Source organism: Pseudomonas sp. 2822-17 (genome assembly GCF_002742485.1).
Lineage (GTDB): Bacteria > Pseudomonadota > Gammaproteobacteria > Pseudomonadales > Pseudomonadaceae > Aquipseudomonas > Aquipseudomonas cyclaminis.
Window position 1 is genome coordinate 176,711 of record NZ_LJRZ01000350.1, and the last position, 15,992, is coordinate 192,702.

2 protein-coding genes are annotated in these 15,992 nt (G+C 62.5%); both read left to right on the plus strand.

Annotation, left to right across the window (positions count from 1 at the left end; translation table 11 throughout):
- Window positions 1–54: 54 nt before the first annotated feature.
- On the plus strand, window positions 55–12,942 hold the full coding sequence (locus AOA60_RS09270; protein ID WP_099584161.1) for a non-ribosomal peptide synthetase: 12,888 nt from the start codon (window positions 55–57) through the stop codon (window positions 12,940–12,942).
- 151 nt (window positions 12,943–13,093) lie between these two features.
- Entirely contained in the window at window positions 13,094–15,805 is a 2,712-nt protein-coding gene (locus AOA60_RS09275) for a hypothetical protein (protein WP_256592817.1), read from the plus strand.
- Window positions 15,806–15,992: the final 187 nt, after the last annotated feature.

Sequence of the window (15,992 nt, forward strand, 5' to 3'; positions counted from 1 at the left end):
CAGCTACTCAATTCCCGAATTTCCCGTAAGCCGATTTCAGGCAGGAACCCCAAGATGGACGCCTTCGAACTTCCCCGCACCCTGGTCCAGTCCCTTCAACGTCGCGCCGCGCAGACCCCGGACCAGATGGCTCTGCGCTTCCTGGCCGAGTCCGCCGAGCACAGCGTTGTGCTCAGTTACCGCGACCTCGATCAGCGCGCCCGCACCATCGCCAGCGCCCTGCAGGCCAATGCCGAATTGGGCGACCGCGCCGTGCTGTTGTTCCCCAGCGGCCCGGACTACGTCGCGGCGTTCTTTGGCTGCCTGTACGCCGGGGTGATCGCGGTGCCGGCCTACCCGCCGGAGTCCACCCGCCGTCATCACCAGGAGCGTTTGCTGTCGATCATCAGCGACGCCGAACCGCGCCTGCTGCTGACCGTCGCCAGCCTCGCCGAGGGCCTGGCGCAGATCGAACATGCGCCGCCGGTGTTGAGTGTCGACACCTTGGACGGCACTGACAATTGGGTCGCCCCCGAGCTGCATCCCGACGACATCGCCTTCCTGCAATACACCTCCGGCTCCACGGCGCTGCCCAAGGGCGTGCAAGTCAGCCACGGCAACCTGGTGGCCAACGAAGTGCTGATCCGCCGTGGTTTTGGCATCGACCTCAACCCCGACGACGTGATTGTCAGCTGGCTGCCGCTGTACCACGACATGGGCCTGATCGGCGGCCTGCTGCAACCGATCTTCAGCGGCGTACCGTGCGTGCTGATGTCGCCGGCGTACTTCCTTGGCCGGCCATTGCGCTGGCTCGAAGCGATCAGCGAATACGGCGGCACCATCAGCGGCGGTCCGGATTTCGCCTACCGCCTGTGCAGTGAGCGCGTCAGCGAGTCAGCCCTGGAGCGCCTGGACCTGAGCAAGTGGCGCGTGGCCTATTCCGGTTCCGAGCCGATCCGTCTCGACACCCTGGAGCGCTTCGCCGAAAAATTCGCCGCCTGTGGTTTCAGCTCAGACCATTTCTTTGCGTCCTACGGCCTGGCCGAGGCGACGCTGTTTGTCGCTGGCGGCACCCGGGGTCATGGCATCCCGGCGCTGCGCGTCGACGAGACGGCGCTGGCCGCCAACCGCGCAGAGCCGGGGCAGGGCAGTGCGATCATGAGTTGCGGCACCAGCCAGCCGGAACATGCGGTGCTGATCGTTGATCCCCACACGTTGGATGAATTGCCCGACAGCAGCGTCGGCGAACTCTGGGCCACCGGTCCGAGCATCGCCCACGGCTACTGGCGCAATCCTGAAGCCACCGCCAAGACCTTCGTCCAGCACGCCGGGCGGACCTGGCTGCGTACCGGCGACCTGGGCTTTATCCGCTTTGGCGAGGTGTACATCACCGGCCGCCTCAAAGACCTGTTGATCGTGCGCGGTCACAACCTCTATCCGCAAGACATCGAGCAAACCATCGAGCGCGAAGTGGAAGTGGTGCGCAAAGGCCGGGTTGCGGCGTTTGCGGTGAATGACCAGGGCCTGGAAGGCATCGGCATCGCCGCCGAAATCAGCCGCAGCGTGCAGAAAATCCTGCCGCCCGAAGCGCTGATCAAAGCCATCCGCCAGGCCGTGGCCGAGGCGTACCAAGAGGCGCCGAGCGTGGTGGTGCTGCTCAACCCCGGCGCGTTGCCCAAGACCTCCAGCGGCAAGGTGCAACGTGCGGCCTGTGCGCTGCGCCACGCCGATGGCAGCCTCGACAGCTACGCGCAATTCCCCGATCTGCAAGGGCAGGCTGGGGATGTGGCGCTGGACGGCGGTTTGCAACAGCAGATCGCGGCGATCTGGTGCGAGCAGCTGCAGGTCGCGAGTGTCGCTGCCGACGATCACTTCTTCCTGCTCGGCGGCAACTCCATCACCGCCACCCAAGTGGTCGCACGCCTGCGTGAAACCCTTGGCCTGGAGCTGAACCTGCGCATGCTGTTCGAGGCACCGACCCTGTCGACATTTGCTGCCCATGTTGCGCAATTGCAGCAGGACGGCGGCGTCGCCCAAGGCGCCATTCATGCCTTGTCACGCCAGGACGAATTGCCCCAGTCCCTGGCCCAGAATCGCTTGTGGATCACCTGGCAACTGGACCCGCAGAGCAGCGCCTACACCATTCCTGGCGGCCTGCGCCTGCGTGGCGAGCTGGACGAAGACGCGGTGCGCCTGAGTTTCCAGCACCTGATCCAGCGCCACGAAGCCCTGCGCACCCGCTTCTACGAGCGTGATGGCCAAGCCTTCCAGCGCGTTGACGCCAACGCAGCGTTCGACCTGCAAGTCATCGACCTCAGCGACCTGCCCGCCGCCGAGCGCGAAGCCCGTGCGCAGCAGATCCGCGAAGACGAAGCGCGCACGCAATTCGATCTGGAAAAAGGCCCGCTGCTGTGGGTGACCCTGGTGCGCCTGGACGATGAAGACCACCAATTGCTGGTGACGCTGCACCACATCATTGCCGATGGTTGGTCGCTCAACATCCTGATCGATGAGTTCTCGCGCCTGTACGCCGCCGCTTCCCAGGGACAATCCCTGGCGCTGCCGCCGCTCGCCCTGCAATACGCCGACTACGGCAGCTGGCAGCGCCAATGGCTGGCCGAAGGTGAAGGCCAGCGTCAACTGGCGTATTGGAAAAACCAACTGGGGGACGAGCATCCGACCCTGAGCCTGGCCACGGACCACCCACGCTCCGCCCACCACCTGCACAGTGCTGCGCGCCATAGCGTGCGCCTGAGCGCCGGCCTCAGCGAAGCGATTCGCCAGACCGCCCAGGCCAACGAATCCACGCCCTTCATGCTGTTGCTGGCGGCATTCCAGACCCTGCTCTATCGCTACAGCGGCCAGCGCGATATCCGCATCGGGGTGCCCAACGCCAACCGCCCGCGCCAGGAAACCCAAGGCCTGATCGGCTTCTTTATCAACACCCTGGTGCTGCGTGCCGAGCTGGACGGGCGCCTGCCGTTCAACCAGCTATTGGCCGCCACCCGCGAAACCGCCTTGGGCGCCCAGGCCCATCAGGACCTGCCCTTCGAACAGCTGTTGGAAGCCTTCCCCCAGGCCCGCGAGCAGGGCCTGTTCCAGGTCATGTTCAACCACCAGCAACGCGACCTCAGCGCTTTGCGCCGCCTGCCGGGCATGCTCGCCGATGAGTTGCCGTGGCACAGCCGCGAAGCCAAGTTCGACCTGCAACTGCATACCGAAGAAGACCGCAACGGCCGCCTGAGCCTGGCGTTCGACTACGCCGATGAGCTGTTCGAAGGCGCCACCATCCAGCGCGTTGCCGAACACTTCATCAACCTGCTGCACGCCATCTGCGAGCAACCCCGGCAAGCCCTCGGCGACCTGCAGTTGCTGCTGGCGGACGAGCAGCAACCGTGGAGCCAGGCGCCGTGCGCGCCCGCTGAGCAATGGTTGCCCGAGCTGCTCAACCAGCAGACTTCGGACACCACCGCGCTGGTCTGGCAGGGCGGCAGCCTGACCTTCGCCCAACTGCACACCCAGGCCAACCGTCTGGCCCATTACCTGCGCGACAAAGGCGTCGGCCCGGACGTGTGCGTGGCCATCGCCGCCGAGCGTTCGCCGCAACTGCTGATCGGCCTGCTGGCGATCATCAAGGCCGGTGGCGCCTACGTGCCGCTGGACCCGGATTACCCCGCCGAGCGCCTGGCCTACATGCTCAAGGACAGCGGCGTGCAACTGCTGCTGACCCAAACCGCATTGCTGGAGCAACTGCCGAGCGCCGACGGCGTGTGCGTCATCGCCATGGACAGCCTGCACCTGGACCGCTGGCCGACCCAGGCACCGGGCCTGCACCTGCACGGCGACAACCTTGCCTACGTGATCTACACCTCCGGCTCCACCGGCCAGCCCAAAGGCGTGGGCAATACCCATGCCGCGCTGGCCGAGCGCTTGCAGTGGATGCAGGCCACTTACCAACTCAACGACACCGACGTGCTGATGCAAAAGGCACCGATCAGTTTTGACGTGTCGGTGTGGGAATGCTTCTGGCCGTTGATCACCGGCTGCCGCCTGGTGCTGGCCGGTCCTGGTGAGCATCGCGACCCGCACCGCATTGCGCAGCTGGTGCAGGAACACGGCGTGACCACCCTGCACTTTGTGCCGCCGCTGTTGCAGTTGTTTATCGACGAGCCGTTGGTGGCCGAATGCACCAGCCTGCGTCGCCTGTTCTCTGGCGGTGAGGCGTTGCCCGCCGAACTGCGCAACCGCGTATTGGCGCAGTTGCCGGCGGTGCAGTTGCACAACCGCTATGGCCCGACCGAAACCGCGATCAACGTCACCCATTGGCACTGCAGCGCAGAAGATGGCGAGCGCTCGCCCATTGGCCGACCGCTGGGCAATGTGATCTGCCGCGTATTGGACGATCACCTCAACCTGTTGCCAGCCGGTGTGCCTGGCGAACTGTGTATCGGTGGCATCGGCCTGGCGCGGGGTTACCTCGGGCGCGCCGGTTTGACCGCCGAACGTTTTATTGCCGACCCGCTGGGCGAGGCCGGCGCACGCCTGTATCGCACTGGTGACCGCGTGCGCTGGAACGCTGACGGCGTGCTCGAATACCTCGGCCGTCTCGATCAACAGGTCAAGTTGCGCGGCTTCCGTGTGGAACCGGAAGAAATCGAAGCACGCCTGCTGGCCCTGGACGGTATCGCCCAGGCCGTGGTGCTGGTACGCAACGCCACGCTGATCGGTTACTACACCGCCAGCACCGCACTGGATGAACAGGACGTGAAAGCCGCCCTGGCCGCCGAGCTGCCTGAGTACATGGTGCCCGCGCAACTGATGCGCCTGGACGCCATGCCCCTGAGCCCCAGCGGCAAGCTGGACCGCCGCGCATTGCCGGAGCCGGTGTGGCAAACCCGCGAACACATTGAACCCGAAACAGTGCTGCAGCAGCAGATCGCCGCGATCTGGCGCGAGGTGCTCGGCCTGCCAACAATCGGCCTGCGCGACGACTTCTTCGCCCTTGGCGGCCACTCGCTGCTGGCCACGCAAATCATTTCCCGTACCCGCCAGGCCTGTGACGTCGAACTGCCGCTGCGCACCTTGTTTGAAGCCAGCGAACTGGGTGCGTTTGCCGAGCAAGTCGAGCAGATCCAGGCGTCGGGCCAGCGCAACCAGCAAACTGCGATTGCCCAGGTCGACCGCAGCCAGCCGGTGCCGTTGTCCTATTCCCAGCAGCGCATGTGGTTCCTCTGGCAGATGGAACCGGACAGCCCGGCCTACAACGTCGGCGGCATGGCGCGCCTGCGGGGTGTGCTGGACGTGGGGCGTTTCGAAGCCGCGTTGCAGGCCTTGATCATGCGCCACGAAACCCTGCGCACCACGTTCCCGAGCGTCGACGGTGTGGCCTGTCAGAAGGTCGCGCCGCAGACTGGCCTGCGCATGGACTGGCAGGATATTTCCACGCTGAACGAAACCGAGCGCCAGCAGCGCTTGCAGCAACTGGCCGATCATGAGGCCCACACGCCCTTCAACCTGGAAACCGGGCCGTTGCTGCGCGCCTGTGTGGTCAAGGCCGGCGAGCAGGAACACTACCTGGTGCTGACCTTGCACCACATCGTCACCGAAGGCTGGGCCATGGACATCTTTGCCCGTGAACTCAGCGCGCTGTACGAAGCCTTTATCGACGAGCGCCTGTCGCCCCTGGCGCCGTTGCCGGTGCAATACCTCGACTACAGCGTGTGGCAGCGTCAGTGGCTGGAATCCGGCGAGCGTCAACGCCAACTGGATTACTGGACCGCGCAACTGGGCACTGAACATCCGCTGCTGGAGCTGCCGAGCGACCGTCCACGGCCACCAGTGCAAAGCCACCAGGGCGAGCTGTACCGCTTCGATCTGAGCGACGAACTGGCCGCCCGCGTGCGCGCCTTCAATGCCGAACGCGGCCTCACGCTGTTCATGACCATGACCGCGACCCTGGCCGTGTTGCTCTACCGCTACAGCGGCCAGACCGACCTGCGCATCGGCGCCCCCGTGGCCAACCGCATCCGCCCGGAAAGCGAAGGGCTGATCGGCGCGTTCCTCAACACCCAGGTGCTGCGCTGCCAGCTCAATGGGCAGATGAATGTCGGCCAATTGTTCGAGCAGGTGCGTCACACCGTGATCGAGGGCCAGTCCCACCAGGACCTGCCGTTCGACCATCTGGTGGAAGCCCTGCAACCACCGCGCAGTGCCGCCTACAACCCGCTGTTCCAGGTGATGTGCAACGTGCAGCGCTGGGAATTCCAGCAGAGCCGCCAACTGGCCGGCATGACCGTCGAATACCTGGCCAACGATGCCCGTGCGACCAAGTTCGACCTCAACCTGGAAGTCACCGACCTCGACCATCGCCTGGGTTGCTGCCTGACGTACAGCACGGATCTGTTCGACGAACCGCGCATTGCGCGCATGGCTGAACATTGGCGCAACCTGCTGGAAGCGTTGATTGGCGACCCGCAACAACGCCTCAGTGAACTGCCGCTGCTGACCGCCACCGAACAACGCGCATTGCAGGACAGTCTGGGCGTCGAGGCCGGCGAACACCGCCTTGATCAGTGTATCCACCAGTTGTTCAGCCAGCAGGCACTCAAGCGTGCGGATGCGCCGGCCCTGACTTTTGCCGGCGTGACCCTCACTTACGCAGAACTCAATGCCCGTGCCAATCGCCTGGCCTGGATGCTGCGCGAACGCGGCGTCGGCCCGCAGGTGCGGGTCGGCCTGGCGCTGCCGCGTTCCCTGGAAATGGTTGTCGGCCTGCTGGCGATCCTCAAGGCTGGCGGCGCCTATGTGCCGCTGGACCCGGAATACCCGCTGGATCGCCTGCACTACTTGATCGAAGACAGCGGCATCGGCCTGCTGCTCAGCGACGCGGCGATGTTCGAAGCCCTCGGTGAACTGCCGGCCACAGTGGCGTGCTGGTGCCTGGAGGATGACTCGCCCGTGCTGGCGAACTACCCGGCCGATGAGCTGCCGTTTATCAGCCTGGCGCAACACCAGGCGTACCTGATCTACACCTCCGGCTCCACCGGCAAACCGAAAGGCGTGGTGGTGTCCCACGGCGAAATCGCCATGCATTGCCAGGCCGTGATCGAGCGTTTCGGCATGCGCCCGGATGATTGCGAGCTGCATTTCTATTCGATCAACTTCGACGCCGCCACCGAGCGTTTGCTGGTGCCGTTGCTCAGCGGCGCGCAAGTGGTCTTGCGGGCCCAGGGCCAGTGGGATGCGGAGGAAATCTGCGGGCTGATCCGCACCCATGGCATCAATATTCTCGGTTTTACCCCGAGCTACGGCAGCCAATTGGCGCAGTGGCTGGCGACTCAACACCAGACCCTGCCGGTACGCATGTGCATCACTGGCGGCGAAGCCCTGACCGGCGAACACTTGCAGCGCATTCGCGCAGCCTTCCAGCCCGAGGTGTTTTTCAACGCCTATGGCCCGACCGAAACCGTGGTGATGCCGCTGGCCAGCCTGGCGCCGCAGCAGTTGGAGGAGGGCGCCGGCAGCGTGCCGATCGGCAGCATTATCGGCGACCGCGTGGCGTACATTCTCGACGCCGATCTGGCGTTGGTGCCCCAAGGTGCGACCGGTGAGTTGTTCGTCGGCGGCGCGGGCCTGGCCCAGGGTTACCACGAGCGTCCGGGCATGACGGCGGAGCGTTTTGTCGCCGATCCGTTTGCCGCCAATGGCGGCCGCCTGTACCGCACCGGCGACCTGGTGCGCCAACGCGCCGATGGCCTGGTGGAGTACCTGGGGCGTATCGACCATCAGGTGAAAATCCGTGGTTTCCGCATCGAGCTGGGCGAGATCGAAACCCGCCTGCTGGAACACGAAGCCGTGCGCGAGGCAGTGGTGCTGGCGCTGGATTCTCCGAGTGGCAAACAGCTGGTGGCGTACCTGGTCAGCGACGCAGAGCACGGCCCATTGCGCGAGGCGTTGAAGACCCACCTCAAGGCGCAATTGCCGGACTACATGGTGCCGGCGCACCTGATCGTGCTCGACAGCATGCCGCTGACCGCCAACGGCAAGCTCGACCGCCGCGCCTTGCCGCAACCGGACCCCGAGGCCAATCGCCAACAGTACGTGGCCCCGCGCAACGAACTGGAGAGCACCTTGGCCGCGATCTGGTGCGCGGTGTTGAACGTGCAGCAAGTCGGTCTGGACGATAATTTCTTTGAACTGGGTGGCGACTCGATCCTGTCGATCCAGGTGGTCAGCCGGGCGCGGCAGGCGGGGATTCATTTCAGCCCCCGCGACCTGTTCCAGCATCAGACCGTGCAAACCCTGGCCGCCGTCGCCACGCGCTCCGAGCAGGTCACGGCGGAGCAGGGCGTACTCACCGGCAGCTCGGGCCTCACGCCGATCCAGCATTGGTTCTTTGACACCGACGTCCCGGCGCGTCAGCACTGGAACCAGGCGCTGGTGCTCAAGCCGCTGCAATTGCTGGAGCCTCATCGCCTGGAGCAAGCGCTGCTGGCGGTGCTGGAGCACCACGACGCGCTGCGCCTGAGCTTCACCCGGCGCCATGCGCAATGGCATGCCGAGCATTTGGCCGTGCCCCAGGGCGGCGTGCTGATGCAGGCGCAAGTGCGCGATATGGCGCAGTGCACCGCGCTGTTCACCGATACCCAGCGCAGCCTCGATCTGGAACACGGCCCGCTGCTGCGCGCCTTGCTGGTGGATGGCCCCGAAGGCCAGCAACGCTTGCTGATCGCGATCCATCACTTGGTGGTGGATGGCGTGTCGTGGCGGGTGTTGCTCGAAGACCTGCAGAACGTCTATCGCCAACTCAGCGAAGGCCAATCCGTCAGCCTGCCGGCCAAGACCAGCGCGCTACGTGACTGGGCCGCACGCTTGCAGGCCTATGCCAGCAGCGAATCCCTGCGCGAAGAATTGAATGTGTGGCAGGACCAATTGGCGGGCCCGGCCGTGGCGTTGCCGGTGGACCGTGCGCAGGGCTCGTTACGCAATCGCGATGCCGAAACCGTCAGTGTGCGCCTGGATGCCGAACACACCCGTCAGTTGCTGCAACAAGCCCCAAGCGCATATCGCACCCAGGTCAACGACCTGTTGTTGACCGCCTTGGCCCGCGTGTTGTGCCGCTGGAGCGGGCACGACTCGGCGCTGATCCAACTGGAGGGCCATGGCCGCGAAACCCTGTTTGACGAGATCGACCTGACCCGCAGCGTCGGCTGGTTCACCAGTGCCTACCCATTGCGCCTGACGCCGCAGGCTGAACAGGGCGACTCGATCAAGGCCATCAAGGAACAACTGCGCGGCGTGCCGCACAAGGGCCTCGGTTATGGCGTGCTGCGCTACCTGGCGGACGACCTGTGCAAGCAGACCATGGCCGCGCTGCCGACCGCCGACATCACCTTCAACTACCTGGGGCAGTTCGACCAGAGTTTCGGCAGCGAGGCGCTGTTCCATCCGCTGGATGAATCGGCGGGCCTGGCCCACGACCCGGATGCGCCGCTGCCCAACGTCCTGAGCGTCGACAGCCAGGTGTATGGCGGTGAACTGGTGCTGCGCTGGACCTTCAGCCGCGAACGCCACGATGCACACACCGTCCGCGAGTTGGCCGAAGCCTACCTGGCCGAGCTGCACAGCCTGATCGCGCATTGCCTCAGGGACGATGCCGGCGGCCTTACGCCGTCCGACTTCCCCCTGGCGCACCTGACCCAGCCGCAACTCGACAGCTTGCCGGTTCCGGCCAGCGTCATCGAAGACGTGTACCCGCTGACCCCGATGCAAGAGGGCCTGTTGCTGCACACCTTGCTTGAACCAGGCACCGGCCTGTACTACATGCAGGACCGCTACCGCATCAACAGCGCCCTCGACCCGGAGCGCTTTGCCCAGGCCTGGCAAGCGGTGATCGCCCGTCATGAAGCCTTGCGCGCCTCGTTCTGCTGGAACGTTGGCGAAGACATGCTGCAAGTGATCCACAAACCCGGCAGCACGCCGATTGAGTACCTCGACTGGAGCCAGGACCCCGAGGCTGAGCAAGAGCCGCGCCTGCAAGCGCTGCTCAAGGCCGAACGTGAAGCCGGCTTCGATCTGCTCAACCAGGCGCCGTTCCACCTGCGCCTGATCCGCGTCGGCGAAGCGCGCTACTGGTTCATGATGAGCAACCACCACATCCTCATCGATGCCTGGTGCCGTTCGCTGCTGATGAATGACTTCTTCGAGATCTACATGGCCCTGGGCGAAGGCGTTGAGGCGCAATTGGCCACACCGCCGCGTTATCGCGACTACATCGCCTGGCTGCAACGCCAGAACCTGAATGAAGCACGCCAGTGGTGGCAGCAGAACTTGCAAGGCTTTGAGCGCACCACGCCGATCCCGAGCGACCGGCCGTTCCTGCGCGAACACGCCGGCCACAGCGGCGGCATGGTGGTGGGCGACTGCTACACCCGCCTGGATGCCCGTGATGGCGCGCAACTGCGGGAACTGGCCCAGGCCCATCAGCTCACTATCAACACCTTTGCCCAGGCGGCATGGGCCCTGGTGCTGCGCCGCTTGAGCGGCGACCGCGACGTGCTGTTCGGCGTCACCGTGGCCGGGCGTCCGGTGCAAATGCCGGAGATGCAACGCACCGTCGGCCTGTTTATCAACAGCATCGCGCTGCGGGTGAAGCTGCCGCAAGACGATCAACCGTGCAGCGTGCGCCAATGGCTGAGCGGCCTGCTCGACAGCAATATGCAGTTGCGCGAGTACGAATATTTGCCGCTGGTGACGATCCAGGAACACAGCGAACTGCCCAAGGGCCAGCCGCTGTTCGACAGCCTGTTCGTGTTCGAAAACGCCCCGGTGGAAACCTCTGTGCTGGACCGTGCGCAAAGCCTGAATGCCACTTCGGATTCCGGTCGCACCCACACCAACTTCCCGCTGACCGCGGTGTGCTACCCCGGTGATGACCTGGGCTTGCACCTGTCTTACGACCAGCGTTACTTCGACGAAACCACCGTGCAAGGCATGCTCGGCGAGTTCAAGCGCCTGCTGTTGGCGCTGGTGCAGGGCTTCCATGGCGACATGGCCGACCTGCCGTTGATTGGCGAGCAGGAGCGCGAGTTCCTGGTAGAAGGCTGCAACCAGAGTGAGCACGCCTACCCGCTGGACCGCAACTATATAGAGCTGTTCGAAGCGCAAGTCGGCGAGCATCCGCAGCGGATCGCCGCCAGTTGCCTGGACCAGCAATGGACGTTCGATGAACTCAACCGTCGCAGTAATGGCCTCGGCCATGCGCTGATCGCGGCGGGCGTCGGCCTGGATCAACCGGTGGCACTGTTGGCCGAGCGTAACCTTGACCTGCTGGGCATGATCATCGGCAGCTTCAAGGCCGGTGCCGGTTACCTGCCGCTGGACCCAGGCCTGCCAAGCCAGCGTTTGAGCCGCATCATCGAAATGAGCCGTACGCCGTTGCTGGTGTGCACCGAGGCGTGCCGTGAGCAGGCCATCGAGTTGCTTGACGGTGTCGACTGCCAATTGCTGGTATGGGAAGACGTGTCGGCGCGTGGTGAAAACCCAGGCATCTACAGCGGCCCGGACAACCTCGCCTACGTGATCTACACCTCGGGCTCGACCGGCCTGCCCAAAGGCGTGATGGTCGAACAGCGCGGCATGCTCAACAACCAATTGAGCAAACTGCCGTACCTGGACCTGAGCCCGGCGGATGTGATCGCACAAACTGCGTCGCAGAGCTTCGATATTTCCGTGTGGCAATTTCTCGCCGCGCCGTTGTTCGGCGCGCGGGTGGACATCGTGCCGAACATCATCGCCCATGATCCCCAAGGCTTGCTGGCCCACGTTGGGGCGCAGGGCATCACCGTGCTGGAGAGCGTGCCGTCGCTGATCCAGGGCATGCTGGCCCAGGACCGCATCAGCCTCGACGGCCTGCGCTGGATGCTGCCCACCGGTGAAGCGATGCCACCGGAACTGGCGCACCAATGGTTGCTGCGCTACCCGCAGATCGGTTTGGTGAATGCTTATGGCCCGGCCGAATGCTCGGATGACGTGGCGTTCTTCCGCGTCGATCTGGCGTCGACCCGTGGCACCTATCTGCCAATCGGCACACCGACCGACAACAACCGCCTGTATCTGCTGGATGGCGCGCTGGAGCTGGTGCCCCAAGGCGCTGTCGGTGAGTTGTGTGTGGCCGGCACTGGCGTCGGCCGTGGTTATGTCAGCGACCCGTTGCGCACGGCCGCAGTGTTTGTGCCGAACCCGTTCGGTGCACCGGGCGACCGGCTGTACCGCACGGGCGACCTGGCGCGTCGGCGCAGCGATGGCGTGCTTGAATATGTTGGGCGTATCGACCATCAAGTGAAGATTCGCGGCTACCGCATCGAACTGGGTGAAATCGAAGCGCGCCTGCACGAACAACCCGAAGTACGCGATGCCGCAGTGGGCGTGCAAGAGGGCGTCAACGGCAAGCACCTGGTGGGTTACCTGGTGGCGGCCGATGAAGCGCTGAGCCCAAGCGAGCGCCTGGACCGCATCAAGCAACGCCTGCGCGCCGAGCTGCCGGAATACATGGTGCCGCTGCACTGGCTATGGCTTGACCGCCTGCCGCTCAACGCCAACGGCAAACTCGACCGCAAGGCCCTGCCGGCACTGGAAATCGGCCAGTTGCACAGCCAGGACTACCTGGCGCCGCGCAACGAACTGGAAACCTCCTTGGCTGCAATCTGGGCCGAAGTGCTCAAGGTCGAGCGGGTGGGCGTCGAAGCCAACTTCTTCGAACTCGGCGGGCATTCATTGCTGGCCACACAGATTGCCTCGCGGGTGCAGAAGACCTTGCAGCGGGATGTGCCGCTGCGGGCGATGTTCGAGTGCAGCACAGTGGCGCAATTGGCGGAGTACATCGACGGGTTGGCGGCCAATGAGATCAGCGCGGAGAAGGTGGGTCGGCTGAGTGATTTGATGGCGGAGTTGGAGGGGTTGTAAGCCAGCCGCTGGTCTGGAATACCCATTTTTTTCGGTAGAACTGTCAAATCTGACAGTAGGCAAGCTTCCTGTATCACGTGTTAGATAACCGGAGTTTCTGGCCCACTCGGCCAGGCCCGACGGTGATCTAACGCTGGACAGGAGTCTTGTCATGGTTAAAAAAACGCTCTCTGAAAAACCTATTTCCGCTCAGGCCTCTGGCGTGTTGCAAGCGACTGAAGCGGAGTTGCCCTATGCGATTATCCAGTACGCCACCAATAACAGTGTGCTGTATCCGATCGATGCGATCGATGGCGCTACGGCGACACTGACCTTGCCGGCGAATGCCACCCATGTCACGTTCTACCTGGCGATCAAGGATCAAGACGAGCCCATCTTCGAGCCTGTTTCTGTCGCAAACGGGGTTGATGTCGTCGATATTCCTGCAAACTGGATCAGTTACTGCATCGGGCACACGGTATTGATCAAGTACACGGCCAATGCAGGTGGCCGAGCGTTGGAGTCCTTGACACTGGAGTTGGAAGTCCAACAGATCCGGGAGGAGCACCTGGTGGTATCAAGGCCGGTGTTTGAGCATTCCAAAGAGGAGGAGCCGAACACCTGGCGGCTGAGGATGCTGAGCTTCACTGGCGATGAAACCGTTCACATTAAGGCGTGGCCAATGATTAACGCAGGTCAGCGCCTGTTTGTCACCGTCGCGGGTAATCAGCATGTCACGCCGTATCGCTTCAGATGGGTGGCGTTGGATCACGTCGTACAGCCTCATGAGGCTCATGCTGATCACGTTTTCAGGTTCTCTCTGTCGCGAGGCTGGTTATCCAGACTCGACGACTATTCGTCTATCACTGCCCATCTGGGGGTGATTTGGGACAAGACTGCGCCTGTGTTTCCCGAGCCGGGCAACCCGCTTCTGGAAAATCCGCTGCCTGTAAATGCGCAGGATTTTCACCTGCGCACGACCTCGCTCTTGCACGTAGACCCGGCCCAGGATCTGGACCCACCCCATTTGCGCGAATCGGTGGAGCTGCCTCCAGGCCAATGGCAGGTCAATCCCACCAACACGGTCAACGGTGGGCATGTCATTGTCAGTTATGAAGGCATGTATGAAGGTGACCATGTATGTGCTTACGCGTCCGGGCCAAATTACGGGCCTGTGGCACTCGGTTGCCAGGATGTGAAGAGCGGTGAAACGGACCTGTCCTTCGATGTCGCTCCAGACATTATCGCAGCCCTTTTCAACAAGACCTTGACGCTGAACTACAGCCTTAAATTCAACAGTTACGAGCCCCAGTATTCGCCTGAGCGCTTGGTCAAAGTACTTGCGCCAAAACTGACCAGACCAGGTATTGAACAGGCAACGGGGAATACCCTGGACCTCAACAACTTTAGCGGGAATGCGACGGGGGTGGTGCCTGTTTGGGATTATGCGGTAGAGAAGCAATGTTGCTGGATGTGGGTAACCGGTACGCTTGAGGATGGCAGCGACTATTGTTTTTATGTGTTGGAGGGTGAGCCGCTTGACGCTGCCTGGTTACACGATGGGGTCGATACACCGATGGACAGGACCAAACTGCAAAAGTTGGCGGATTGCAGCGAGTTTGAGCTGCATTTTGCGGCGAACTTCGATGGCCAGTGTGCGCTGGAGACAGCCGTTGAGTTCCCTGTTGGGAAATTTAGCATCGAGCAAGAGGCTTTGACACTACCCCCTCCAAGTGTGTGCCAAGCGGTGGAGGACCAACTGACTATCTGGAATGGTCGGAACGGTGTGACGGTGCGGGTGGAGTATGAGCGGATCAGCTCCAATCATACGATCGGCGTGAAGTGGGTCAAACCGGACGGTACGAGCCTGCCATTGGAACCAAAGCCGGGCAACAGCGATCCTGGCTATGTCGATTTCGAGATCCCGCGTAAAGCGGTGATCCAGGGGGCGGGTAAAACAATCCTGCTCAATTACATAGTGACCAGTACTTGTAAACTGGTGCCGTCGAAGACGCTTGCGTTGAAGATCAGTGTACCGACGAGATTGCCTACACCGGTGGTGCCTGAGGCGACGCCACCGGCTACCCAAGGCGGGCTTTTAGACCTGCAGACTTTTAACGGTGATGCGCATATCACCGTGTATGACGCAAACTTCGACAAGGCGTGGTGGTTTGCTTTTGAAGGCCAAAATGCTTTTCTGCGTGTTGTTGGGACTCTCGAAAACGGTGCTCCTCATACGATCAACGTGCGTATAGACCCACGCGTAATTTCAGAGGAAGTCGATAACGGGTTGTCGGCAGTACTGCTGCGATCTGAATTGGAAAAATTGAAAGATCACAGCCCGTTGACTGTTTTTTGCGAGGTCACGACTGACGGCAGTTCAAGTGCGACGGACGCAGTGCGGTTTCCATCTTTGGAATTGACAGTTATTGTGCCCCCCAAAATTCGCTATGAGAACTTTACGGGTCAGTCAAGCCGTTTTATCTCGGCGGGGCAGCGTTTTAGTGTCCCTACCATGGATATAACCTTCGTTTCGGGTCCTGAACAGGCGGGTATTCATACTTATGAAATGTCACCGTTCAGTTCCGGTCCAGCCATTTTGATGTCCTATCTCGTTAACGGTCTGCCGCGACCACAGGTTTTACGTTTGGATTTAAAGTTTACATGCAAAAAAGTTCAGTTCGGTATTGCCGGGCTTAATCAGACCTTTCATGCGGACTTTTTTGATAGCGCTGATGGTTGGCTAGGACGCGCTACTCGGCACTATGCATCTGGAGGGCATAATCAATGGGTGGGATTCTCGGGGGACGGTAGGGAGATAGCAAGGATAGATCTCATCGTTAGCGATTGGATCTATGTAGATAACTTTACATTCTGGTTGTAAATGAGCCAGAGCGATGTAAGCGCCCTCGCATGAGGCGAGGGCGTTTTATAACGGTTGTACTTTTATAACTTTACTTAGGCCCGAGAATCTTCACCAACTTATCCGGCGACGGCGCCCCCTGCTGTTGCTGCAACCCACCCTTGTCATCCAGGTAGAAAATCGCCGGGGTGGCGGAATTGGAGGGGCT

Bases quoted from the DNA above. Each gene is read 5' to 3' on its own strand.
- AOA60_RS09275 (WP_256592817.1), top strand. From the start codon at position 13,094: ATGGTTAAAAAAACGCTCTCTGAAAAACCTATTTCCGCTCAGGCCTCT.
- AOA60_RS09270 (WP_099584161.1), top strand. From the start codon at position 55: ATGGACGCCTTCGAACTTCCCCGCACCCTGGTCCAGTCCCTTCAACGT.